At 59.3% G+C, this 23,760-nt stretch carries 16 protein-coding genes; 11 read left to right on the forward strand and 5 right to left on the reverse strand.

Translation table 11 applies throughout. From position 1 onward, the window contains the following. Window positions 1-131 precede the first annotated feature (131 nt). From NKJ35_RS16555 to NKJ35_RS16605, 11 genes are all read left to right on the forward strand, one after another. Window positions 132-2,114: a type I restriction-modification system subunit M gene (locus NKJ35_RS16555; protein WP_352648507.1), complete on the forward strand. Its 1,983-nt coding sequence runs from the start codon at window positions 132-134 to the stop codon at window positions 2,112-2,114. Continuing rightward, window positions 2,114-4,366 carry a GmrSD restriction endonuclease domain-containing protein gene (locus NKJ35_RS16560; protein WP_352648509.1) on the forward strand — a complete coding sequence of 751 codons (2,253 nt, stop codon included), beginning with the start codon at window positions 2,114-2,116 and terminating at the stop codon, window positions 4,364-4,366. Before NKJ35_RS16555 ends, NKJ35_RS16560 begins: the two co-directional genes overlap by 1 nt. Next, window positions 4,363-5,778 (forward strand): restriction endonuclease subunit S, encoded by a 1,416-nt coding sequence (locus NKJ35_RS16565; protein WP_352648512.1) that lies wholly within the window; start codon window positions 4,363-4,365, stop codon window positions 5,776-5,778. Before NKJ35_RS16560 ends, NKJ35_RS16565 begins: the two co-directional genes overlap by 4 nt. 2 nt (window positions 5,779-5,780) lie before the next feature. Further along, a complete protein-coding gene (gene darT / locus NKJ35_RS16570; RefSeq protein ID WP_352648514.1) occupies window positions 5,781-6,422 on the forward strand; it encodes a type II toxin-antitoxin system toxin DNA ADP-ribosyl transferase DarT in 642 nt (213 codons plus the stop codon). Between the two features lie 11 nt (window positions 6,423-6,433). After that, a complete protein-coding gene (gene darG / locus NKJ35_RS16575) occupies window positions 6,434-7,465 on the forward strand; it encodes a type II toxin-antitoxin system antitoxin DNA ADP-ribosyl glycohydrolase DarG (RefSeq protein ID WP_352648516.1) in 1,032 nt (343 codons plus the stop codon). Then, complete coding sequence (locus tag NKJ35_RS16580; RefSeq protein WP_352648518.1) at window positions 7,465-10,485, forward strand: type I restriction endonuclease subunit R; 3,021 nt, start codon at window positions 7,465-7,467, stop codon at window positions 10,483-10,485. The genes darG and NKJ35_RS16580 overlap by 1 nt, the downstream gene beginning before the upstream one ends. Before the next feature lie 229 nt (window positions 10,486-10,714). Continuing rightward, the gene (gene zorA, locus NKJ35_RS16585; RefSeq protein WP_352648520.1) at window positions 10,715-12,865 is read left to right on the forward strand and encodes an anti-phage ZorAB system protein ZorA; all 2,151 of its coding nucleotides are present in this window, start codon (window positions 10,715-10,717) and stop codon (window positions 12,863-12,865) included. A 12-nt stretch (window positions 12,866-12,877) separates the two neighbouring features. Continuing rightward, window positions 12,878-13,741, forward strand: a complete 864-nt coding sequence (locus tag NKJ35_RS16590) for an OmpA/MotB family protein (protein ID WP_352648522.1) — start codon at window positions 12,878-12,880, stop codon at window positions 13,739-13,741. Further along, the gene (locus NKJ35_RS16595; protein WP_352648524.1) at window positions 13,738-15,123 is read left to right on the forward strand and encodes an EH signature domain-containing protein; all 1,386 of its coding nucleotides are present in this window, start codon (window positions 13,738-13,740) and stop codon (window positions 15,121-15,123) included. The genes NKJ35_RS16590 and NKJ35_RS16595 overlap by 4 nt, the downstream gene beginning before the upstream one ends. Window positions 15,124-15,539: 416 nt before the next feature. Beyond that, window positions 15,540-18,104: a DEAD/DEAH box helicase gene (locus NKJ35_RS16600; RefSeq protein ID WP_352648526.1), complete on the forward strand. Its 2,565-nt coding sequence runs from the start codon at window positions 15,540-15,542 to the stop codon at window positions 18,102-18,104. Between the two features lie 37 nt (window positions 18,105-18,141). Beyond that, the gene (locus tag NKJ35_RS16605) at window positions 18,142-19,050 is read left to right on the forward strand and encodes an ASCH domain-containing protein (RefSeq protein WP_352648528.1); all 909 of its coding nucleotides are present in this window, start codon (window positions 18,142-18,144) and stop codon (window positions 19,048-19,050) included. A 9-nt stretch (window positions 19,051-19,059) separates the two neighbouring features. Here the strand turns inward: NKJ35_RS16605 and NKJ35_RS16610 are convergent, their stop codons facing one another. The 5 genes from NKJ35_RS16610 to NKJ35_RS16630 all read right to left on the reverse strand — a co-directional run bounded on the left by NKJ35_RS16610 (window position 19,060) and on the right by NKJ35_RS16630 (window position 23,535). Beyond that, window positions 19,060-21,162, reverse strand: a complete 2,103-nt coding sequence (locus NKJ35_RS16610) for a UvrD-helicase domain-containing protein (protein WP_352648530.1) — start codon at window positions 21,160-21,162, stop codon at window positions 19,060-19,062. Between the two features lie 468 nt (window positions 21,163-21,630). Further along, entirely contained in the window at window positions 21,631-21,795 is a 165-nt protein-coding gene (locus tag NKJ35_RS16615) for a hypothetical protein (RefSeq protein ID WP_352648532.1), read from the reverse strand. A gap of 246 nt (window positions 21,796-22,041) precedes the next feature. Next, entirely contained in the window at window positions 22,042-22,449 is a 408-nt protein-coding gene (locus NKJ35_RS16620) for a lysozyme inhibitor LprI family protein (RefSeq protein WP_254817984.1), read from the reverse strand. Window positions 22,450-22,678: 229 nt separating this feature from the next. After that, window positions 22,679-23,113 carry a hypothetical protein gene (locus NKJ35_RS16625; protein ID WP_352648534.1) on the reverse strand — a complete coding sequence of 145 codons (435 nt, stop codon included), beginning with the start codon at window positions 23,111-23,113 and terminating at the stop codon, window positions 22,679-22,681. Window positions 23,114-23,145: 32 nt separating this feature from the next. Beyond that, window positions 23,146-23,535 (reverse strand): hypothetical protein, encoded by a 390-nt coding sequence (locus NKJ35_RS16630; RefSeq protein ID WP_352648536.1) that lies wholly within the window; start codon window positions 23,533-23,535, stop codon window positions 23,146-23,148. Window positions 23,536-23,760: the final 225 nt, after the last annotated feature.

A 23,760-nucleotide genomic window follows, 5' to 3' on the forward strand; every position in this document is an offset into this window, starting at 1 on the left:
AGGCTAGGTGTGACACTTGACGAAGTCGGGGAGCGGATTCGCATAAGAGCTGCAAATAGCTGTCCCATCCAATGATTTCTTGGCTGACCACGCCCAACCAGCTAAGTTCGTGGGAATCATGGGGGCGTGGCGTGCAGAACGGGCATCTGAACTGGATCAGCAATTTTATCTGGGGCATCGCGGACGACGTGCTGCGAGACCTTTATGTCCGGGGCAAATACCGGGACGTGATCCTGCCGATGACCGTATTGCGACGGCTCGACGCGGTCCTGGAGCCCGCAAATTCCGCTGTCATGGACATGAAGGCTGCGCTCAACAAGGCGCAGGTCGACAACCAGGATCTGGCGCTGCGTCAGGCTGCGGGCCAGGCATTCTACAATACGTCGGGATTCACTTTGCGCGATCTACGCAATCGAGCCACCCGGCAGCAGTTGAAAGCCGACTTCGAGGCCTGGCTCGACGGCTTTTCGCCCAACGTGCAGGAAATCCTGGAGAACTTCGAGTTTCGCAATCAGATCCCGCGCTTGTCCAAGGCCGATGCCCTTGGCACGCTAATCGAAAAGTTCATGGATTCGTCCATCAACGTCAGCCCCAACCCGGTGCTGAACGGTGATGGTTCGGTAAAGCACCCCGGTCTCGACAATCATGCGATGGGAACGATTTTCGAAGAGCTGGTTCGGCGCTTCAACGAGGAGAACAACGAGGAAGCCGGTGAGCACTGGACGCCTCGCGACGCCGTCAAGCTCATGGCGCGCCTGATCTTCGAGCCGATTGCGGAGAAAATCGAGAGTGGGTCCTACATGCTCTATGACGGCGCCTGCGGCACCGGCGGCATGCTCACGGTTGCCGAGGAAACCTTGCGGGAACTCGCCGATGAGCACGGCAAGCAGGTTTCAACGCATCTCTTCGGGCAGGAAATCAACGCCGAAACCTACGCAATCGCCAAGGCCGACTTCCTGCTGAAGGGCGAAGGCGAAGCAGCCGACAATCTCGTCGGCGGGCCAGAGCACTCAACCCTGTCGAACGATGCCTTTCCGGCCAAGTCGTTCGATTTCATGCTCTCGAATCCCCCCTACGGGAAGAGCTGGAAAAGCGATCAGGAACGCATGGGCGGCAAAAGCGGGATCAAGGACCCGCGCTTTATCATCGAGCACGACGGCGATCCAGAATACAGCCTCGTGACCCGGTCCAGCGACGGGCAGATGCTGTTCTTGGCCAACCTGATCTCCAAGATGAAACCCGGCACCACATTGGGCAGCCGGGTTGCGGAGGTCCACAACGGTTCGTCTCTTTTCACCGGCGACGCCGGTTCCGGCGAGAGCAACATCCGCAGGTGGGTCATCGAGAAGGATTGGGTCGAGGCGATCGTCGCCCTGCCGCTCAACCTCTTCTACAACACGGGCATCGCGACTTATGTCTGGGTGCTTTCCAATCGCAAAACCAAGCACCGCCGGGGTAAAATCCAGTTGATTGACGCGACGCAGTGGTTCACGCCGCTGCGCAAGAATCTCGGCAAGAAGAATTGCGACCTTTCGGAATTTGACATCCGCAGAATCCTCGACACGTTCGCCGCCTTCGAAGAGACCGAGCAGTCGAAGATTTTCGAGAATGCGTCGTTCGGTTATTCGAAAGTGACGGTGGAACGCCCGCTGCGGGTCACAGACATCGATCCGAAGGCGGTCTATGGGGCCAAGGAGATAAAGGCGTTCAAGGAAGCCGGCCGCGTTTCGCACCGAGGACACCCTCTCATTCGCCGCATCCACAAGCTGGGCAAGGTACAGCCCAACCCACTGCATGGCTTCTGCGAGGCGAGGATCGACGGCCGTGTGTGCGTGGTGGAATATGAGCCGGATTCGGAGCTGCGTGATACCGAGCAGGTGCCTTTGACGGAGCCTGGGGGCATAGAATCCTTCGTCCGACGCGAGGTTCTGCCGCATGCGCCGGACGCGTGGGTGGCGAAAGACAAGACGCAGATCGGGTACGAGATCAGCTTCACTCGACACTTCTACAAGCCGAAGCCGCTGCGGACGCTGGAGGAGATACGCGCCGACATCCTGGCGCTGGAGCGTGAGACAGACGGCCTTCTGGCCGAAGTAGTGGGGGAAACCGCCTGATGAGAGACGCCCAGAAACCCGATCACATCAGCCTGAGCACTTTGGTTGAGCGGCTCCGGGAAGGCCGATACGTCATTCCCGATTTCCAGCGTGAGTTCGAATGGGAACCCTGGGACATTCGCGAACTCATGCGGTCGATCTTTCTCGACTATTATATCGGCAGCCTGCTGCTGTGGCGGGGGAGCGCCCGCAGTTACGCGGATCTTTCCTGTGAGCCGGTCTATGGGCACGAGGGAAGCGGAAAGCCCGAATATATCGTACTAGACGGCCAGCAGCGCCTCACGGCCATGCACTACGCATTCCTGGCGCCTAAGATCAATTTGCCAAAAAAGAAGAACCGGGCCTTCTACTACATGCATGTCGACCGCTTCATGGCCGAGGAACATGACGAGGCGTTCCAATACGATTGGGGTTGGGGGAAGGGTCCCAAAATCCTCGGAGATATCGAGGCGCAGTACCGCGACCACATCTTTCCGTTCAGCCTGGTCGGGGCCGGCGGTTGGGCGCTACCCAACTGGGTGCAGGGCTATCACAAATACTGGGCCGATACGGCCGCGAACGCCGTCCCCGGCAGCGAGGGAGCCGTGACCGCCACGCTCCATGCCGAAAACGCGGTCACGTTCGGCGAACACGTCAAGGGAGTGACCCAGCAGTTCCAGATCTCCTATGTCGAACTCGACCGCGAGTTGGAGATCGAAAAGGTCTGCGACATCTTTACCCAGATCAATAGCCGCGGCGTGAGGCTCGACGTGTTCGACCTGATGAACGCGTTGCTGAAGCCTAAGGGTTTGCAGCTGAAGCAGCTCTGGCGCGACGCCCGTAAGCGCCTCGACTTTGTCGATACGCCGAAGATGAACGTCTACGTCCTGCAGGTGATGTCGATCCTGCGGCAGTCCTACTGCTCGCCGAAATATCTCTATTTCCTGCTGCCCGGAACCGAGAGGCCATTCCGCGATCCTGACGGCACGCTGCGAAAGGAGGCCCTCGTCACCAGCGTGGAAGATTTCGAGGCTCGCTGGAAATCCGCCGTGGATGCGCTGGAGAAGGCCATCAAGCGGCTCAAGCACCCGCAGGAATTCGGCGTCACCAGCGCCGGGTATCTGCCTTACGTCTCGATCCTGCCTGTGTTCGCCGCGCTGCTGAACCAGGTCGAGCAGTTGCCGGCCGAGGAACGGCTGAAGGGCGGCCGCAAGCTCCGCCACTGGTATTGGGCGAGCATCTTCACGAACCGCTATTCCGGTTCGGTCGAATCCACGAGTGCCCGCGACTTCCAGGACGTGCGGCTGTGGCTCGAAAAGGATGACGCGGAGCCGCCGCTGATCGGCGAGTTCAAGACCAAGCTGGCCTCTCTCGATCTGCGCACGGAGACCAAGCGCGGCGCCTCGATCTACAACGCCGTATTCAATCTGCTTGTGATCCAGGGCGCGCGCGACTGGATCACTGGCAATGTTCCGCAGCCCGACGAACTCGACGACCACCATATCGTACCGTCGTCATGGGGGCTGAAGAATCTGTCCGGACAACTCGGCCACACAATCCTCAACCGGACCCCGCTGACCGCAGCCACCAACCGGGAAGCGATCCGGGATCGGCTGCCCAACGCCTACCTTCCAGAGTTGATCAAGAGTATCGGTCGAGATGAAATCGAGAAGATCATGGCCTCGCACTTCGTCAGTCCCGCTGCGCTCGACATTCTGTTGCGCAATCCCTTCACGCCGGCCGACTACGAAGCCTTCATTACGGAACGCCAGAAGACGCTGACCGCCGCGATCGAAAGCTTGCTTGTTAAGGGTAGATTGGACCTGCCGCCCGACTTGCGTGCGCTCGACGAACGCATGGAGAAGATCGAGCTGGCCCTACGCGCGGCAATCGCCACGGCCAGCGGCGGGGATGCTTCACGCCTGCCGCCGCATGTGCTGGTCAAGATCGACGATCGCATCAAGGGCGAACTGAAGAAGAATCCGGCGCTCGATCCTGAGGAGATGAAGTCGCTGACCCGGCGGCTGGAGTATGCCGACTTGCGCGAGACGCAGGAGGCGCTTTGTGGCGCCGGATTGTGGACGGTCTTCGAATCCTGGTTCGGAACTAAGCCGGGATTGATCGGACGCTTCGACCAGCTCGCCGGCTTGCGCAACAACATCCGCCACAGCCGCACCGTGACCGACGTGACGCGAAAGGATGGCGAGGCGGCGATCCTGTGGTTCGAGGACATACTGAAAGCGCGCGCGGGCGAGCAGGCGCGCGCCGCATGATCGAAGGACTGAAGCCCTATCCGGACATGAACCCGTCCGGCCTGCGGTGGCTGGGGGCGGTGCCGGCGCATTGGGAAATACATCGAGCCAAATATTCGTTCTACGAAGCTGACGATCGGTCAGAGCAGGGTGACGAGGAACTGCTTTCCGTTTCGCATAAGACAGGAGTCACGCCGCGCAGCCAGAAAAACATTACGATGTTCATGGCCGAAAGCTACGTAGGCCATAAGGTTTGCAACCCCGGCGACATCGTCGTGAACACGATGTGGGCGTGGATGGCCGCCATCGGCGTCAGCCGCCACGTTGGTATCGTCAGTCCAGCATACGCGGTCTATCGCTCGCGAGTAGCGGATCGGTTTGAGCCGAAATTTCTCGACTACCTGCTTAGAACCGAAATTTATCGCGCCGAATACGTCCGCGGTTCACGCGGTATCACCACCTCAAGGTTGCGGCTCTACCCGCCGGATTTTCTCAACATCCCCTTCATTCAACCATCCATAGACGAGCAGCGATTGATCGCGAGGTTTCTGGACTGGCACGGCGTCCATACCTCGAAGCTGATCCGCGCTAAGCAGAAAATGATCGCGCTCCTGAACGAGCAGAAACAGGCCATCATCCACCGGGCCGTCTCAGCCGGCGTCGATCAACCCTCCCGATTCATCACGACTGGCAATCCTTGGTTCCCTGAATTACCTGAGCGTTGGCAGTTGTTGCCGATGCGGAGAGTCATCACGAGAGCGGTTGACGGCCCACATCACTCGCCTGAATACCAAGGCGGCGGAATTCCATTCCTTTCTGCGCGGAATATTCGGCCGAACGAATGGAATCTCGGAACTGAAAAGTTCATCTCGGAATCTGATTATCTTGAGTTCTGTCGGCGTATCAAACCAGAAGTGGGCGATGTTCTCTACACCAAGGGCGGGACAACTGGCGTTGCTCTTGCGGTGGACCGTGATTTCCGTTTTCAGGTTTGGGTCCACATCGCAGTTCTGAAATTAAGAGAGGACAAGATACGACCGAAGTTCCTCGCATTGGCTCTGAACTCACCCAAGTGTTACGAGCAATCGCAGCTGCTCACACGTGGAGCGACAAACCAAGACCTTGGGTTGGGACGCATGAAGGATATAGTCCTTCCGGTACCACCACTGGCGCAGCAAGATGCAATTGTCGCGTCAATTGAATTGAGCGTCCAGGCTCTTGATCGAACTATGGAAACTGCGCGATCCGAAATCAGTTTTTTCCGGGAATATTACACCCGCCTAGCCGCCGATGTCGTCACCGGCAAGCTCGACGTGCGGGCGCTCGCTGCCGGCCTGCCGGAGGCCACCGACCGCGAACTTCTCGAAGAGCTGGGTGACGACGAAGACCTGGAGGAAGCGTTCGACGACGCCGAGAACGAGGAGGCTGCCTGAGGTTGCCCGTTCCCGCCCAACCCAAGATCTATCACATTGTCCACGTCGACAATCTCGCATCGATTGTCGCTGACGGAGGGCTTTGCTCCGATTCCGTCATGGTGCAGCGGCAAGGCGGAACCGTCATCGGCATGGGCAGCATCAAGCAGCGGCGGCTGTCTCTGCCGGTCTCCTGCCATGACGGTGTGCATGTGGGCGATTTTATCCCGTTCTATTTTTGTTCGCGATCTATTATGTTGTACGTGATCCACTGCGCGAACCATCCCGAACTTACCTATCGTGGTGGACAACAACCAATCGTGCATCTGGAGGCTGATCTACACCGGGTCGTTCAGTGGGCGGAGGAGAACGGACGACGGTGGGCGTTCTCGCTGTCGAATGCCGGAGCCGTCTATACGCAATTTCGCGCGCAACTGGTTCAGTTGGGAGACGTCAACTGGCAGGCGGTGGCGGCGACCGATTTTCGTCCCGCCGACATCAAGGAAGGCAAGCAGGCTGAATTCCTTGTGGAGCAGTTCTTCCCATGGGACCTTGTCGAGAGGATCGGCGTTCATTCCCAAAGTATCGTGCAAAAGGTTTCGACGGCAATGCAGGGCGCGGCGCATCGGCCGATTATAGAAATACAAAGAGGATGGTATTACTAAGAGGGATGGCGATGATCGAGTTCAGAACGGGAGATATCCTGAGGGCGAATGCCGAGGCGCTCGTCAACACGGTCAACTGTGTCGGGATCATGGGGCGCGGGATCGCCCTCCAGTTCAAGAACGACTTCCCGGAGAACTTCAAGGCTTATGCCGCCGCTTGCGCGCGTGAAGAAGTGCAGCCCGGCAAGATGTTCGTGTTTGAGACCCGAACCCTCACGAACCCCAAATACATCATCAACTTCCCGACCAAGCGACACTGGCGTGGCAAGAGTCGGATGGAAGATATCGACTCCGGCCTCCGGGCGCTTGTCGAAGAGATTCGCAGGCGTGGCATTCGCTCAATTGCTATTCCTCCACTGGGAAGCGGCCTCGGTGGTCTGAACTGGGCCGACGTGCGCCCGCGCATCGAAGCCGCATTGAGCGCGATCGACGGTCTCGACGTGATCGTATTCGAGCCCAATAGCGCCCCGGTTTCGACGACCTCGCGCGAGGTTCCGTCCATGACCCCCGGGCGTGCCGCGCTCGTCGCCTTGATGCATCGCTATCTGGGCGGGCTTATGGACCCGTTCGTCACGCTCCTCGAAGTGCACAAGCTCATGTATTTCATGCAGGAGGCCGGAGAGCCCCTTAATCTTCGATACGTGAAGGGCCCTTACGGACCCTATGCCGAGAATCTCCGCCATGTGCTCCGTTCGGTCGAAGGGCACCTTGTATCGGGCTATGCGGACGGCGGCGATGCGCCAGACAAGCAACTCGAACTCGTGCCCGGCGCCACGAAGGACGCGGAAGCATTCCTGGCGAGCAGCCAAGACACGGTCAGCCGTTTCGAACGCGTAGGAAAGCTGGTTGAAGGATTCGAGACCCCCTTCGGGCTGGAGCTGCTCACGACCGTTCACTGGGTGGCCACCCACGAGCAGGCGAAGGATGCCGAGGAGGCTGTCGCGAAGGTTTATTCCTGGAGCGATCGAAAGCGGCGCTTCTCGCCACGACAGGTCGGCATCGCCTTCCACACGCTGAACTCGAAGGGGTGGCTTGCCGCCTGATGAAGACCGACACCAGCGAGCGCGGCCTGGAGAACCTGATCTGCGCGGCGCTCGCCGGGCGGACCGTGGAAGAGATGAAAGGCGGCTTTCAGGAAACGCCGGAGCCATTTGTCGGCCTGAACGCCTATCGGCTCGGCGACCCGACGGACTTCGATCGCGACTACGCCGTCGACCTCAGGCAGATGACGGGCTTTCTCAGGGCGACGCAGCCGGAAGCGGCTGAAGCGCTCGATCTCGGTGCGGACGGCCCGGCCCGGCGCAAGTTCCTGAGCCGATTGCAGGGCGAAATCAGCCGGCGCGGCGTCGTCGATGTTCTGCGCCACGGCGTGAGCCATGGCCCTGCACATCTCGAACTATTCTATGGTTCGGCCTCGCCTGGAAACACGAAGGCCGAAGCGCTGAACGCCCAGAACCGGTTCAGCGTCACACGGCAACTGCGCTACTCGAAAGATGAAAAGGCTCTGGCCTTGGACCTGGCCATATTCCTCAATGGCCTTCCACTGTTCACGTTCGAATTGAAGAACAGCCTGACCAAGCAGACGGTAGCCGACGCCGTCAGGCAGTACCAGACCGACCGTGACCCGCGCGAACGTTTGTTCGAATTCGGCCGCTGTCTCGCCCATTTCGCCGTCGATGACGCGGAGGTGCGCTTCTGCCCGAAGCTGACTGGCAAAGGGCCCTGGTTCCTGCCCTTCAACAAGGGCTGGAACGATGGCGCCGGCAACCCGCCCAATCCGGACGGATTGAAGACCGATTATCTCTGGAAGCGAATCCTGCGGCCCGACAGCCTGACCAATATCCTAGAGAACTACGCCCAGATCGTCGAACTGAAGGACCCGAGGACCGGGCGCAAGAAGCGTGACCAGGTCTTCCCCCGCTATCACCAGCTCGACGTGGTTCGGAAGTTGCTGGCTCATGCCGGCGAGCACGGCGCTGGCTACCGCTACCTGATCCAGCATTCGGCCGGCAGCGGCAAATCCAACTCGATCGCGTGGCTGTCGCATCAGCTCGTCGGCTTGAAGCATCAGGGCGCGCAGGTCTTCGATACCGTTATCGTCGTCACTGATAGGCGTATTCTCGATGACCAGATCAATCAGACTATCCGTGGCTTCATGCAGGTCGGCTCGACCGTCGGCCATGCCGACCGCTCCGGCGACCTCCGGCGCTTTATCGAAACCGGAAAAAAGATCATCATCACTACGGTGCAGAAGTTTCCGTTCATCCTGGACGACATCGGCGGCGAGCACCGGGACCGCCGCTTCGCTATTATCATCGACGAGGCCCATTCGAGCCAAGGCGGAAAGACCGCGTCGGCGATGAGTCAGGCGCTCGCCCGGCCGGGTGACGACGAGGACGGCGAATCCTTCGAGGACCAGATCAACAGTTTGATGGAGGCGAAGAAGATGCTGGCTAACGCCAGCTATTTTGCCTTCACCGCCACGCCCAAGAACAAGACGCTGGAGCTTTTTGGATTGCCCGCGCCGGAGGGCGACCGGATCCGTCATCTGCCGTTCCACAGCTACACCATGAAGCAGGCGGTGCAGGAAGGATTCATCCTCGACGTGCTCGAGCACTATACGCCGGTCGACAGCTACTATCACCTGATCAAGACGGTGGAGGCCGATCCTGAGTTCGACACCAAGCGGGCATCCAAGAAGCTGCGCCGCTATGTCGAGAGCCATGACCATGCGATTCGGCTGAAGGCCGAGATCATGGTCGACCACTTTCACGAGCAGGTGCTGGCGCTGGGAAAGATCGGCGGCGAAGCGCGGGCGATGGTGGTGACGAGCGGCATCGAGCGCGCCATTCAGTACTACCATGCGTTCAAGGCCTACCTTGCCGAACGCAAGAGTTCCCATCGGGCGATCATCGCCTTTTCCGGCGAGCACGAGTATGGCGGCGCGAAGATAACGGAGGCGACGCTGAATGGCTTTCCCTCGAAAGACATTCCGGAACGGATCGAACAGGATCCATATCGCTTCCTGATCTGCGCCGACAAGTTCCAGACCGGCTACGACCAGCCGTTGCTTCACACCATGTACGTCGACAAAGCCCTGTCGGGCGTGAAGGCGGTGCAGACGCTCTCGCGTTTGAACCGGGCGCATCCCCGGAAGCACGACGTCTTCGTGCTGGATTTCATGAATGATGTCGAAGGGATCAGGGCCGCGTTCGAGCCGTACTACCGCACCACGATCCTCAGCGATGAAACCGATCCGAACAAACTTCACGACCTCAAAGCGGCGCTGGACGGCGCACTCGTCTACGACGCTCAGTCGGTCGAAACCCTGGCTCGTCTTTATCTCGACGGCGCCGATCGGGACCAATTGGACCCGATCCTGGATTCCTGTGTGGCAACCTATGTCGGAGAGTTCGACGAGGACCAGCAAGTCGGGTTCAAGGGCAATGCAAAGGCGTTTGTGCGCACCTTTGGATTTTTGTCCGCGATCCTGCCCTACACATACGCCGCGTGGGAGAAACTGTCGATCTTCCTGAACTTCCTCATCCCGAAGTTGCCGGCCCCCAAGGAGGAAGACCTTTCCAAAGGTGTCCTCGAGGCGATCGACATGGAAAGCTACCGCGTCGAAAAGCGCGCCATCCAGAAAGTCCAGCTGGCAGACGCCGAGGGTGAGATCGACCCTGCGACGGAGGGCGGCGGCGGACATGCCCTCGAACCGGAACTCGACCGCCTTTCGAACATCATCGAGACATTCAACGCGATGTGGGGTGGCGTCGAATGGGAGGACCAGGACCGAATTCGCCGCCTCATCACTGAGGAAATTCCTAACCAGGTTGCCGCGGATCAGTCCTATCAGAACGCTCGGGCCAATTCCGACAAGGATTCAGCCCGGCTCGAACACGACCGCGCCCTGCAGAAGGTGATCGTCGGGCGCATGAAGGATGACGGGATGCTGTTCAAACAGTTCAGCGACAACGACGATTTCCGGAGATGGCTGAGCGACGCCATCTTCGCCGCGACCTATGCGCGATCTTCCGTCAGCGAGACCGCGAGGCGGGGCTGATTGCCGGCACGAGGCTGGTTGTCATTGGGACCGCACCGGCAATCATGTCCCGTGCGGTCAGGTAAGCGGTAGCCGCGCCGAAACAGGCGAAGGGATCCCTTCCCGATGCCGCCTATTAGCCAGTAGCAAGAGCAACGGCAGCGGGACAATTTGGCAACGCCATTCACAATATTCACCCGCCGATCCAGACTTCACTTAAAAAGATCGCCGACTTTTCCCTTGGGGTGTATTGGTAGGGACGGGTTCGGGGGTCGCAATGTCTATTTTCGCATCGAAGCTGCTGTGGAACAGCGCCGTACGGTTCGTACTATTTTGGGCGATTGCTCTCGCGACGCTATCGGGACTCGCCGACACTTTTGCCTGGCTGGATGTTGATCTGATTTGGGCGACGCTCGTTGAAGCGGGCAACGGAGATCTGAGAGGCGTCAGCACTCAAGGTTTCGCCTTCGCCCTGGCTACCGGGCTGGTTGCGTTCGCGGTGGCCCTGGCGGTCGCTTTCACCATCATGCACACGTTCTTGATCTCGCTTGCCATCTTCGGCATCCGGCGTCGCATACAGAAAACGAAGGATATGGCCGATTTCGCCAAATCCTATCCGTCCATGCACAAGCGGCTGGAATTGCACCCGCTTCTGGGCCACGCGTGGAAAGAGTTCGACGAGACGCTTGTTTCGCCGAAGGACGAAGGCGGCGTCTATCGCAACACGGTGCGCCCCCAGGCCTTCATCAACATGTCGGTCGCGCGAGAACATCTTCTCGGGTTGAAGCTCGTCGGCAGCATCCCCGGCTATTTCGTCGGCATCGGCTTGCTGTTGACGTTTGTCGGCCTGGTGCTTGCGTTGAACAAGGCGGCTACGGCGGTGAATAGCGAGACCGCGGAAGCGATGCAGGTTGCGACACGTGAACTGCTCCAGGTGGCGACATTCAAATTCGCGACCTCGATCGCGGGCCTCGGCGCGTCGATTTTCTTGTCCTTCTGGTTCAAACTCAATCTTTCGGTGATCGAATCCGCCTTCGACAAATTCTGCTCGGCCGTGGAGCGGAAGCTTCGCTACACCGCGCCTCAGGCGATTTCCGTGGAGATGAACGAGACGCTGGCGGGGCAACTCACCGAGCTGAAGCAGATCAACTCCGCCGACTTCTTCGCTCGCATGGGCGAGAACCTTTCGCCGCAAATCCAAAGCGCCTTCGCGAGCGCCATTGCGCCGGTGACCGCAAGCATTGACCACGCCGTTGGAAAGCTTTCCGACAACAGCCAATCCGGCGTGGCAGAACTCGTCACCCGGTTCAGCGAGAGCGTTCAGGGGGGCGCTGGCACCGAACTACGTGAACTGGCATCCACGCTCCAGTCGATGCAAGGCGCGTTGGCTGAAGCACAGCGCGGAATCCACGGCAGCGGAGCCGATTTTGGCCGTAGACTGTCGGAGGCGGCCGAGAATCTCAATCGGCTCGTTTCGGATGCCGGCGACAGGCTCGGCTCCAGTTCAGAACAGAGCCGCGTCGCCATGGTCGAGGTGGTCGCCGCGTTGCGAGAGACCATGGAGCAGGCGAACCGCAAGGTCGACGAGAGCCTTGGCCAAGCCGCGTCCGGCGCATCCGCGCGCCTCGAAGAAGCAATGGGGAGAGTTTTCGAACGGCTTGAAGGGCAGGTATCGAGCTTCAACAACGGGCTTGGCGGCTTCCAGGACGGATTGTCGAAGCAACTCGAGGAAACGCGCGAGCGGGTCGCCGCGGCGCAGGCGGGCGCAGCGGAAGCAATTGGCGGTGCATCGGCGGAGGCCGCCAAGGCGCTGCGCGATGGGCTTGGAGGAGCGCTTGCCACCATCCGCGAAGAGATCGAGCGCTTCGCCGCGGCCATGCGCGGGACCGAAACGACGCTTGTCGCGCAGGGCAATGCGGTGAGGGAGGCGACCGACCAATCGCGCGCCGTGGCCGATGCGTTCCAGCGGACGGCCCAGGATGTTCGCACGGCTTCAGCGCCGCTGATCCAGTCCGGCGAACGCATCGCGGGCGCGACCGACAAAATGGCGGAAGCGGTTGCGTCCTCGGTAGCTGCTATGGAGGCGGGCCAGGCCGCGTCGCGCTCCCTGGCCGATGCGCTGACGCAGCACCACGATCGTCTGGCATCGGCCTGGGCATCTTATGGCGAACGCTTCGAAAACGTTGACAAGAGCCTTGCCGGCGCCGTCGAGGGCCTCGCCAAGGCCGCGCAGGATCAAGGAGAAGTCATCGCGCAGCGGGTACAGCAAATCGACGCCGGCTTCGCGAACGCTATCGACAAACTAAACCCGCTCCTGACGGACATGAACGACAACACTACTGCGTTGAGCGAGGAAGTCGATCGATTGCGGATGGCGTTGCTACCGCTGGCCGCTGAATAGGACGCTGCGTGAATGATTGTCGAGGAAGATTCTCACGCAGCCGCCGAAGAAGGCGAAAACTATTTCGTTTCGATGACCGACATGATGGTCGGCGTCCTGTTCATTTTCATCATTATGCTCATGGTGTTCGCCCTCGATTTCCGGACGAAGACGGACATGCAGCAGGTTGCGCTGGAGGCGGCGAGGCAAGCGGCGAGAAAGGTCGACGAGCTGCAGATCGAGGTGCGCCGTCACATCGCGGCGATGGACGATGCGGCGGTCGCTCGACGCACGTTGCTGGAGCGCATCCGGGACCAGCTTGCCAGTCGAAATATTGAAGTGGTGATCAGTCCTAAGAGCGATGTCCTTCGGATAACTGAAAATGCCGTCCAGTTTGGCTCAGATGAGTCGACATTGAGGGGTCAGGCTGAACGAAACGTAGAGACAATCGCACAAATCCTTCGGGAGGTGCTTGTCGACTATGTTGCATGCAAAATGGAAGATGGTGCACGCACATGTCGCGACACCAACACGCCTGCCATTGAGACCGTCTTCATTGAAGGGCACACCGACGTCACCGGCATCGACCAGAACAACTGGCGGCTATCCACCGCCCGCGCTTCGGAAACATTCAAGAAAATAATCGCAAGTGCTCCTGAGCTGAGAACTTTCTCGAATAGCAACGACCAGGAAATCTTATCTGTCTCCGGTTACTCCTCGACGCGCCCCGCAGACAAGTCAGATACAACCGACGCTCGGGCTGCCAATCGGCGCATCGACTTGCGTTTCGTCATGGAAAGCGACAATCGCGGACGGCTGGAGCAGTTACGCAAACAGACAGACGACATGCAAGGAGAGATTAAGATCCTGATGGACGCGATCGGAGGTGCGCCGTGAGCCATCTGAAGGAAGCAATTCAGCAGTTGAAGGCGCGCCCACTCACCTCCCCGAAACTCCGGGATGTTCCGGCCGTGGAAGCGGCAGCTGAACGGGTCAGTGGTATTGATGGGCAGGCCTTCCGGCGTGACGCGAAGGATTACGACGAGCTGGCGCGGATATTTCTCAATCGCCTGAGCGTCGGGTCGGACGTAACCATGCGTGAACTTCGTGATGCAGCGTGGTGCCTTTGGATGACCACTCCCGCCCTATCCGATCACAGCGACATCCTCAAAGGCACGCTTGCTCGTATTGAAAACTGTGGCCGCAAACCGCCCGGCCGCGCCTTGGCGTCGTCTTTCCTCTCGGCCTTCGCACCTGGTCGTAACGGAATAGCGGAAGCGTCTGCCGCGCTCGGCCGGCTTGCGAGCGGGTTGGGTCGGCCATGGTCCGACCTTCACGACGAACATGACCTGTTCGACTGGCGGACCGGACCGCGCAATATTAGCCGCCGCGCACTGACAGATGGCGTCTCGCCTACAGTCGTCTTGCAGAAGGGCGGACTTGGCGCCCTCGACTCGCGATCGGGCTATGCGCGTGCCTGCGCCACGGAAGCGCTGTCGCAGCTTGCTACCGACACCGGACTTCACGCCGACACCCGACTGGCAATCGTCAAGAACCTTGCGCTTGACCGGCATGGTGGGCTCATCTTCGAGGAGCATGCGCCTCTCGTAGCGAACGCGCTGGTGCTTCCCTTTGGCACCGTCCTGCCCGCGAAACAGGTTCGAGACCACTACCTTTCGCTGCTCCTCGAACTGTTCAAGGATCCGCGGCTGCCGGGCGCGCGATGGTCGCGGATGCCTGGAGCGGCTGACATCGTTCGCCGATGGCTGACCGAGCAGTCGCTACGACAGTTCCTTGATATCGTCGACGAGGTCGCGCTCGAACGGATGTGGGTCTATCGACGAGCCTTCTGGGAAGCTATCTACAGGGCCGAACTCATTTCCGAAGCTTGGGTTATCTTTGACGCATCCGGTGCCCGAGCGGCCCGACGGGCCTTTGGAAAAGAGGTTTCCTTCGCCACTTTTGATGGCTCTGTTCAATCGGGCCATGCCGTTCTGCTCTTGCGCATTGGGCGCGGAGTAGTTGCCGAATGGAGTCACAACGGAAAATGCCACGTATGGAATGACACAGAGGATCGCACCGCCCCAAGGCTTTACGGGCGTTCGTATGTTCCGGACGCAGTACGGTCGTACGGCAACGATTCTCTCCAACATTCTATCTTCGCCGTGACTCACTGGCCGCATGATGGCGCGAATAGCTGGCAATCAAAAGTGGCCAACAAGATCCACCAGATGACTGGCATTCGAATCCCCTCGTCAAGCTACAAGGTAAAGGGATGAGGATTGTTTTCCGCACGCGCGTTGCGCCGGACGGCGTCCATGTAGAAGCGCAGCAGAAGGGATTGCTTGGACGAAGAACTGTCCCGCCGGCGCAGTGGGAAACCTTCAGCGGCACTGAGTCCGTCGCGGCGCGCATGATCTTGTCGGCGGCGGCCAGACAGGAGGCTCGCGAAGAGCCGGCTTCGGTCGTGTTGTCCCACGCTGCCGTGACTGGATTGCCGGCATCGATCGCCAGCACGCTTGGAATAGCTCCGTTGGCCCGTCTCTCGGCAACGCTCTCTTTCGAGGACAGGATTGATTCGGCGACTGGACGAATCCGCGTTCGCTGGTACGACGCGAATACTCGGCCCGTTCTCGGGACCCGAACTGGAGCCTTCGTGTCTGTCGGCGAAGACACTGGGAGACTGACTGGGGCATTGTTCCGACTAACGGAGGCTATCGAATCCTACAATGCGAGCGCAGGGCAACCGATCGAAGCCCGTATCGGTCTGTGGCAACCGGTACAGGAAGCGTTACGCGAGAGCACGGGACTTGAGGTCAATTCTGATCAATATCTCTCCAGCCTTACGATCTATCAGGCCGGGTCCTTCGCGCTCGATGTCAGGGAGACGTCAAACGGCCCCGACTTCACACCCGTCCTGATGAGCCGAGGCAAGGCGGCAACTCTCGAGGACGTGGCGCCTGCCGCCGAAGGTGATGAGGACGAACCAACGGGAAAGCTTCGCGACGAGATTGCCGACGCGCTTCTGCCGCCGGCACTGCAACAGAAATTCGTTTCCGAACGTTACGAGGCCAGCGGCCGCACCCACAATGCCTACGTCCTTGGGCGCAATGTCTTCGTCGTCCTCGATCCTGACCTGAAGCAGGCGCTGGATGTGGTCCGAATGATGCGTTCCGCTCCACGGGAAGCGCGACGGGCCTTTATCCGCAACCCTCGACCGGCGCTCGCAGAAGCATTGAGCGGGGAGGCGGCCGATGCCGTCGCAGCTTCGCTTTTTGTCGAGACACAACAATATTCCGAACGCGTTCTCGGCCTCGGCGTGTGGGAAAGGCCAGCGCTTCCCTGGTTGCAGAACAAGGCGGGTCAGTGGCTGCCCGAAGGTTTCGCGCTGAAGCTGCGCGACAAGACCCTCATCTTCAGCCAGGAGGGCGTGGAGCAGCTGTCGCATCAGGTTCAGGCCGCCAAGGTCGAAGGACACGAGACCGTCCCCGTTATGGGGACGGACTATTCCGTATCCGAAGTCGAGGGCGCGCTTGCTCACGTTGGGCCAGTTGATTCTGCCCCGGTCGGCATCGACTCAACGGAGGAAGAACCCGGCCAGACCGCAAGGGATGAGGTTCTGGCACAAGACGACCGGCAAGTCCTTCTCATCAGGCAGAATCTGGAAGATGCCGACTATGTGCTTGCTGCTCCGAGGCGGGTTGCATCCATTCCGCTTGAACTGCCATCAGAACTGACGGGGAGCACCAAGGCAAAGCCGCACCAGCAAACGGGATTGTCATGGTTGCTCAACGCATGGGTGGCAGGGCGACCGGGTGTGCTGTTGGCCGACGACATGGGTTTGGGAAAAACGTTTCAGGCTTTGGGCTTTCTGGCCTGGACCAGGGCGAACCGGAAATCTCAAGCAGCACCGCTGACGCCGCTGCAGCGAGGTCCGATCCTGATCGTCGCACCAACGGCGCTTCTGAACAACTGGATCGCCGAGGCAGAACAACATCTTGCCCCGGATGCGCTGGGAGAGAGGATGGATGCGTTCGGGCCGGGCTTGAAGAGGCTGAAGCGGCCACGAACGGACTCCTGGTCGCCCGAGGACGCCCTCGACAGCGATGCCTTGAGGCGCGCCGACTGGATCCTGACCACTTACGAAACGCTTGCCGACAATCATCGCGCCTTCGCACGGATTGGCTATTCGGTGGCGGTGTTCGACGAAATGCAGAAGGTGAAGGATCCACGTACGATCAACACGCATGCCGCCAAGGCGATGAACGCCGATTTCGTATTGGGGCTGACGGGAACGCCCATCGAGAACCGGCTCGAGGATCTGTGGTGTATCATGGACCGCGTGGCGCCCGGATTTCTTGGCGATCTCAAGAGATTTTCCGAGGCGCATACCGAAGACCAGGCGGACAATCTCAAGGCGCTCAAGGAGAAGCTCGACGAGCCGCAGGCCGACGGGCCGCCGATGATGCTTCGGAGGATGAAGGAAAACCACATAGAGGGGCTGCCTGAAAAGAAGATCCTGTCCTACGAGACGCACATGCCCGGCGCGCAGGCGGAAGCCTATATGGACGCCGTTCGCGCCGCGCAGGCGGGCGAGCGCTCGCATGGGGCGATGCTGAAGGCGATCCACGCGCTCCGCGGGATTTCCCTGCATCCCGAAGGAGCCAGGGAGGTCGATCCTTATGACACCCAATCAGCAGCGACTTGGCTCGGGCAATCCGCACGGCTGACACGGGCGATCGAAATCTTGCGGCAAGTCAAATCAGCGGGCGATAAGGCACTGATCTTCATCGAAGACCGCGCCGTTCAGAAAGCCTTCGCCGCAGTTGCCGCCACGCTCTTCGATCTTCACGCCGAACCGACGATCATCAACGGCGAAGTGCCCGGCCACCGGCGGCAGGAATATGTCAAACGGTTTCAGGAGACGCCGAAGGGCTTCGATCTCCTGGTGCTGTCTCCCAAGGCGGCCGGGATCGGCCTTACCATCACCGCCGCGAACCACGTCATCCATCTCAGCCGCTGGTGGAATCCGGCAGTTGAGGATCAGTGCAACGACCGATGTTATCGCATCGGACAAGTCAAGCCGGTCACCATCCATCTGCCTATAGCGATCCATCCGGAGTTGGGCGAGGCCTCCTTCGACGTCACGCTGGACCGTCTCCTGACCCGAAAGCGTTCGCTTTCGCGCAACATGCTAGCGCCGCCCGTATCGGACGGGGATATAGGCGCTCTGTTCGGGGCGACCGTCCCGACGCACTGATCCATCCGATTCCACAGCTTCAGCCAAGAGTAAGCACATGAAAGCGCTCATCGTTCGAGAGCCATGGATCGATCTGATCCTGGACGGCCACAAGACCTGGGAGCTGCGAACCCAGCCCACCTCGATCCGTGGGCGAATCGCGCTCATTCGCAAAGGCAGCCGAGAAATCGAAGGCGTCGTCAAACTCGTTGACGTCCTGCCGCGTTTGTCACCGACCGGACTGGCAGATTCCATCGAGTTTCACCGCGTCCCGTCGGGCAGACATCAGGAGGTTACGCAAGCAGGCTGGCTGACGCCATGGGTGCTTGTAGACGCCCACCGGTTTTCTGCGGCCGTTCCTTTCACGCGTCCCTCCGGCGCCGTTACCTGGGTCGATCTGGATGCCGAGGCCACTCGCGCCGTGCGGCAGAATTCCTCGATCCCAGACCGGCAGAACGCAACGGCTGTACGGGATGTTTTTCTCGCAGCCCCTGCCTCAACGCCTCGTCCATTTGTCGTGGAGCCAGCCATTCCTCCACGCCCATCATCCGGCAAGGAACCGCAAATCTCTCCTGCCCTGGAAACCAGGCTTGTGCTCAAGGCACAAGAACTCGGCTTCGCCGTCAAACAGCGCAGGAGTCCGCAGACCAAGATGCTTGAATTGTCCGTTGGCACAAGGAGCGGCAAACGCTTTGTCTTCGTCGACCGGATGCCGAAGTCCGAACCGCAGTTCAGGGTTTTCCTCCAGCCGGAGGTGGATAAGAAGGCTGCCAACACAATCGCCGGAATTCCTGGCGTCGAGCGATTCAGGAATGGCAGATCGGGCGATCATGCGTTCAGGCACAGCGCTTTTCGAGCCTTCTCTCAATATGACGGCCGGGAGCCCGAAGCTCATGGCTGGCTTGTGTCCGCGCTTCGGGCGGAATTCGCATTCGGAGCCATTCTTCAAGCTGTCGAGATCGCTTGAACAGGATCGCTACAAGAGACCTGCCTCCGTGAGATACGGAGACGGGTTGGCCGCCTGGTCGCCGATCCTCCCGCTTAGCGTAATCATTAGACGGCGCTTTGGTCGTGTCATGGCGACGTAGAACAAGCGTCGCTCACTCTCCTTGGCCTCTGCCGTTTCCGCCCGCCGCAAAGGCCAGATGCCGTCATTGGCATCAAGTATGATGACCGTGTCGTATTCCTTGCCCTTCGCGCGCAACGCTGTCATCAGATGAACAGGTCGGCGCCACAGTTCGTCGGCTGCGCCTGAAGCGTCCTCCTCGCCCGGCAGCCGCGCAAGCGTATCACGTGCGCTGTCGAGATCATCGATGAAGCGCTGGAAGTCGTCCTCGTAGCGTCCCGCAAATTCCGCCAGGTAGAGAAAAGGGGGGTCGGTGTAGAATATGTCCTCCTGCGATTTGCCATAATCCTGGTTCAGCCCTGCAAAGCCTGCACCCAACGCCGCGATTGCCTCCCTTACCGTCGGCGCATTCAGGAGATCGCGCAGCACGCGGCAGAAAACCAAGCCGGCGGCCCCATCCTCGTTGGTGCCCTTCAATGATCCGCGGTAGGCTGCTATCGCATCGAGCGCGTCGCTGTAGTTTTTTGGCCGGTTCGTGCGCAAATGGGCGGCCAACGCTTCTCGTTCCGCCTTTTTCAGCGGATAGCGTTTCACCAGGTCGCAGAGCTTGACGACGTCATCCACGAGCGCGGGCGGCTTGAAATTGGCTCGCGTCATTGCACATGTCTGAAGGGCATGGCGCAGCTTTTCAAAAGCACCACTCATGAAAATCTGAAGATCCTCAGCCGCACAGAAGGGCAAATCCTCGCTCGCCATCAGAACCTGATACGGAATGAGTTGCGCGCGCTTGCGGGAAAGAATGGCAAGCTTTGCATTTGGCCTGTTGCTGCCGAGGAAAGATCGCACTTCATCCATCACAGCATCGATGGATTCGACAAACCTGTCGCTCCTCATGATTTCGACATCTGCATCTGCCGTTTGCATGGCAACGACACGCTTTTCTTCCCGACGCTTGTTGTTAATGATCAGCTTCTGTGACGCTACGACAAGGTTTCTGGGGCACCGATAATTTCGTTCCAGAATGTGCGTCGAAAATTCACGATCGAAATGTTGATCCGGTTGCAGGATGTAGTGAGGTGTCGCACCGCGCCACTCGAAGATCGCTTGGTCGTCGTCTCCAACGATCGTCAAGTCAGTCTTGTGCAGATCGACGATTTTTCGAACGAGGTTGAGGTCGAGCGGATTAATGTCCTGGAACTCGTCCACGAGTACCTGTGTGTACCGCGAGCCGCCGGTGGGAAAGCGCTCCTCCGCAATTTGCCGGCGCAGATCCAGGAACGCGACATATTTCTGGTCTTCCAGCGTAAAAAGAGCCTGCCCAATCATCGTCTGGCAACTGTCGACCCAAAACGGCAGCACATCTTCGATAAAGGATTCAAGCCGCTTGTCGGCCAGTATCTCGCACTCGGCCAACTGCTCGATCAGGTTTTGGATTTGCCAAAGCAGGCCCAGACGCATGAGGTAGTCCATCTGATCATGGGCGGCCCAACTGCTTGGAGCTTCGTGATCGAAGCCGAGCGATTTCAGGCGTTCGATCAGACTGTTCAGAATTTTGTCGACGACGTAAGGCTGCGCCTCCATGGCCTTTTCGATCCGAGGAAACTTGCGCCAGACGGGCTGCAGCGTATTTCGCACACAACCTGACTTTTCGAACTCGCTCACCAGCAGGCGGGGGCTGTGATGATTGGCGCGCACCCGCTTGAAGCCCCAACCGTTCAAGGTCACCACTTCGATGGCACTGGCCATGAAGGCGAAATCCCGGTTTGAGAGTCGTGCGCGAAGCTCGTCACGCGCCGCCCTCGTGAAAGTGATAACAAGGAACCGCCCCTTCGAATCTGCTCGCCGATAAAGCTCCGCACACCGCCATAAGAGTGATTGTGTCTTGCCGCTGCCGGCCGGGGCAAGGAGGCGCAGATTGCCTGCGGGGGCCCTGCAGAATTGCTGCTGGAATTCGTCGAGTTGCTGATTCGAGACGTCTATTGGCCTGGCCGGAATAGCTTGTGCGTCAGCCATGTGTGTTTCCCGAAAAGTGAGGGAGTGATGTCTATAGAAATAGATCGCAAGCACGAGTCTAATGAAGCTGCAATCTGCCCGTGGACTGCAGTGTGAGCAAGTCCCGAAGACGGAGCTGGGACAGCTTGTGTTCGATATATTCGAATAAGAAATTCTTTGCGTGAGGGTAGGCTGATGAGACGGCCGGCTTGAGGTCTGCACAGATCCCGATTGATTGCGCTTGCTTCGCTTACGGAGCAGCAGAAATCGGCCCCCGCTGGTGCATTAACACCGAACGGAAGCCTGACCCGGAATTTGGATCTTTGGTGACGCACTTGCCGGTTGTAAGGGCTCTTCAAATGCTATACGTGACTGCTACACAAGCTCGAACTCTTCCAGAGAAACAGTTAATATAATCAAGGGCTAAGTAGGAGGCTGTTCGAGTCCTCTTCTGGGCACCAAATTCCCGTTTCGAACTTTTGATAGGGTTCAGAAACCCCAAGAAAAGCCCGGTTTTGCCGGGCTTTTTTGTATCCAATAATTATCGGCCCGGGCTAGGCAGCGATCTGTCGTGCGGCAGCGCACCAGCGGAAGGATTTCGCCCGAGATTATTCTGGTGATCTTTTGCTGTTTGGCGTTGGTCACGACGCTCATGCACGCACATCCGTAGCCATGGCCGAACCGGGCACATTGGTCTCGACGAATTGCCGCTTGTCAAAGGCCGGCACGTTGTCGATGCCGCCACAGGCTCCCTTTGGACATCGCACAGTGGACCGTCGATGAAATCGCCGTTGAGCAAATTGTCCGCACTGCCCTTGCGCGCCTCGCATCCTTTCATGCCCGGCGGCGACGCCACGCTCGCCGCCGGCGTCATCGTGATCAGATCAGCTGTGGCATGTGTCAGTTCGCGGCCGGAACAGGGCAGCTCATGTCGCCCTCCTGGCATTTCAGATAGCCTTCGAAATCTTTGGCACGGGATTGCGTAAGGCCGTCCATGCACTGCGCGATGAGCATTGGCATCATGCTTCCTCCGGCCGCTCCCGCCGTCTGGAAACTGCACTCCGCGTCGCGAAACTTGCCCCAATCCCGCTGTGCCTGAACAAGAAGCTTCTTGGTATCCGCATCGTTCTTCAGGCGGGCTTCGATCTGCTTGTAAAGCTCGTTGAGCTTCTTGTCGGATTTCTGAAACTCGGCACCGAAGCACTGGTTCATGGTGGCCTGATCCTTGGCATCGGCGCACTTGTCCTCGGCGAAGGCGAAAGTCGGCATGGCCGGAACCACGGCAGCAATCAGTATTGCGGTTTTCATCGATTTCCCTTTCCGGTTGCAGTCAAGCTCTTAAGTTGCTCAGCCCCGCCCCATGTCCTCTTCAGCTGTCCGTCATTGCCACGGTCAGCCGTGCCCATGGCGTGATTATCTGGTTTTCGTTGGATCAGCTTTGTCACCTTCGGAGACCGTGACACGACTTCCGTCACGCCGGAATAGTTGTTCTCCTCATGCGCCAAGGGCGTCGGCGGCAAATCTCCACCGATCACCATCATTCCGTAACTTGCTCGGCAAAACACTTTGCCAGATCTTGCGGCGCTCCGAGCTTCTTCGCCCAGGATACCAGTTCAGGTTTTTCCGACGGCTCGGCATAGCCGCCCCAGACGTCGCGGAACTGCTTTTTTCCATCGACTGTCTGGAAGAACATCACACCGTCGTCGCTCACGGGCGTGGAGACGTAAGCGGCGCTCCAGTTGCCGTTCTCTATGATCGTGATGAACTTCACCCGAGCGGGCTTGACCTTGTTGTTCAACGCCGAGGCGACGAGAGATGCATATTCCTGCTTGCGCGCCTTCGTCGCTTCGACCTTTATGCCGTCGCAGGCGCTACCCGCAGCGAAGGCGGATGTCAGCGTCATTCCCAGCCCCGTGAGGCCAACCATAACGATTTTGGCATGTCGCCGGACCAGGCCGCTGAATTCAGACATAATTGGCTTCCTCTTTTTCGCCCCGGAGTCCCTTATTCGGAATCGTCATCGTCCGATGAACTGTCATCGTCCGGTGTATCGACCTCGCAGCCGATGCCGCGGCAGCCTTGGTAGTTGCCTTGCGTATCGAAGGTGGGATTGCCTTCGTTGTCGTACTGCGGTCTGTCGTCGATGCTTTGATCCCCGTCATCAGGATCGTCGACTTTACATCCGAGCCCATGGCAGCCGATGTAACGGCCCCTGGTATCGAAGTTGGGATTGCCGTTCCTGTCGAACTGCGGCCGGTCATCAATCTTTCGGCCGGCTTTGTGGGGCGGATCAACCAGGCAGCCCTTTCCGCGACAATCATCGTAATCGTCGGTGGTACAACCGGCGATCGCCATCACAGCAGTGGCCAAGGCCGCACAGATTACGAATTTCATGGTTCATTCCTCCGACTGGCTGGCGGACATCGTCCATATCGGAAGGCCGTTGCAGGCGGCGATCCCCGCCTTTGCCGCGGAGTCTGGCGCCAATCGGAGGAGGGCAAAGCTTCGCCGGCTATCAAACGAGAGCCAGGCTGTGGGCGACGCATTCGACGACTTAGCCGATGGTTGTCGTAATCTCTAACGTCGGAGGGAACGCTCCCGGCGGGGGCCGCCGCATTA

This window comes from Mesorhizobium sp. M0136 (assembly GCF_040322515.1).
In the GTDB taxonomy this organism is placed as follows: Bacteria; Pseudomonadota; Alphaproteobacteria; order Rhizobiales; family Rhizobiaceae; genus Mesorhizobium.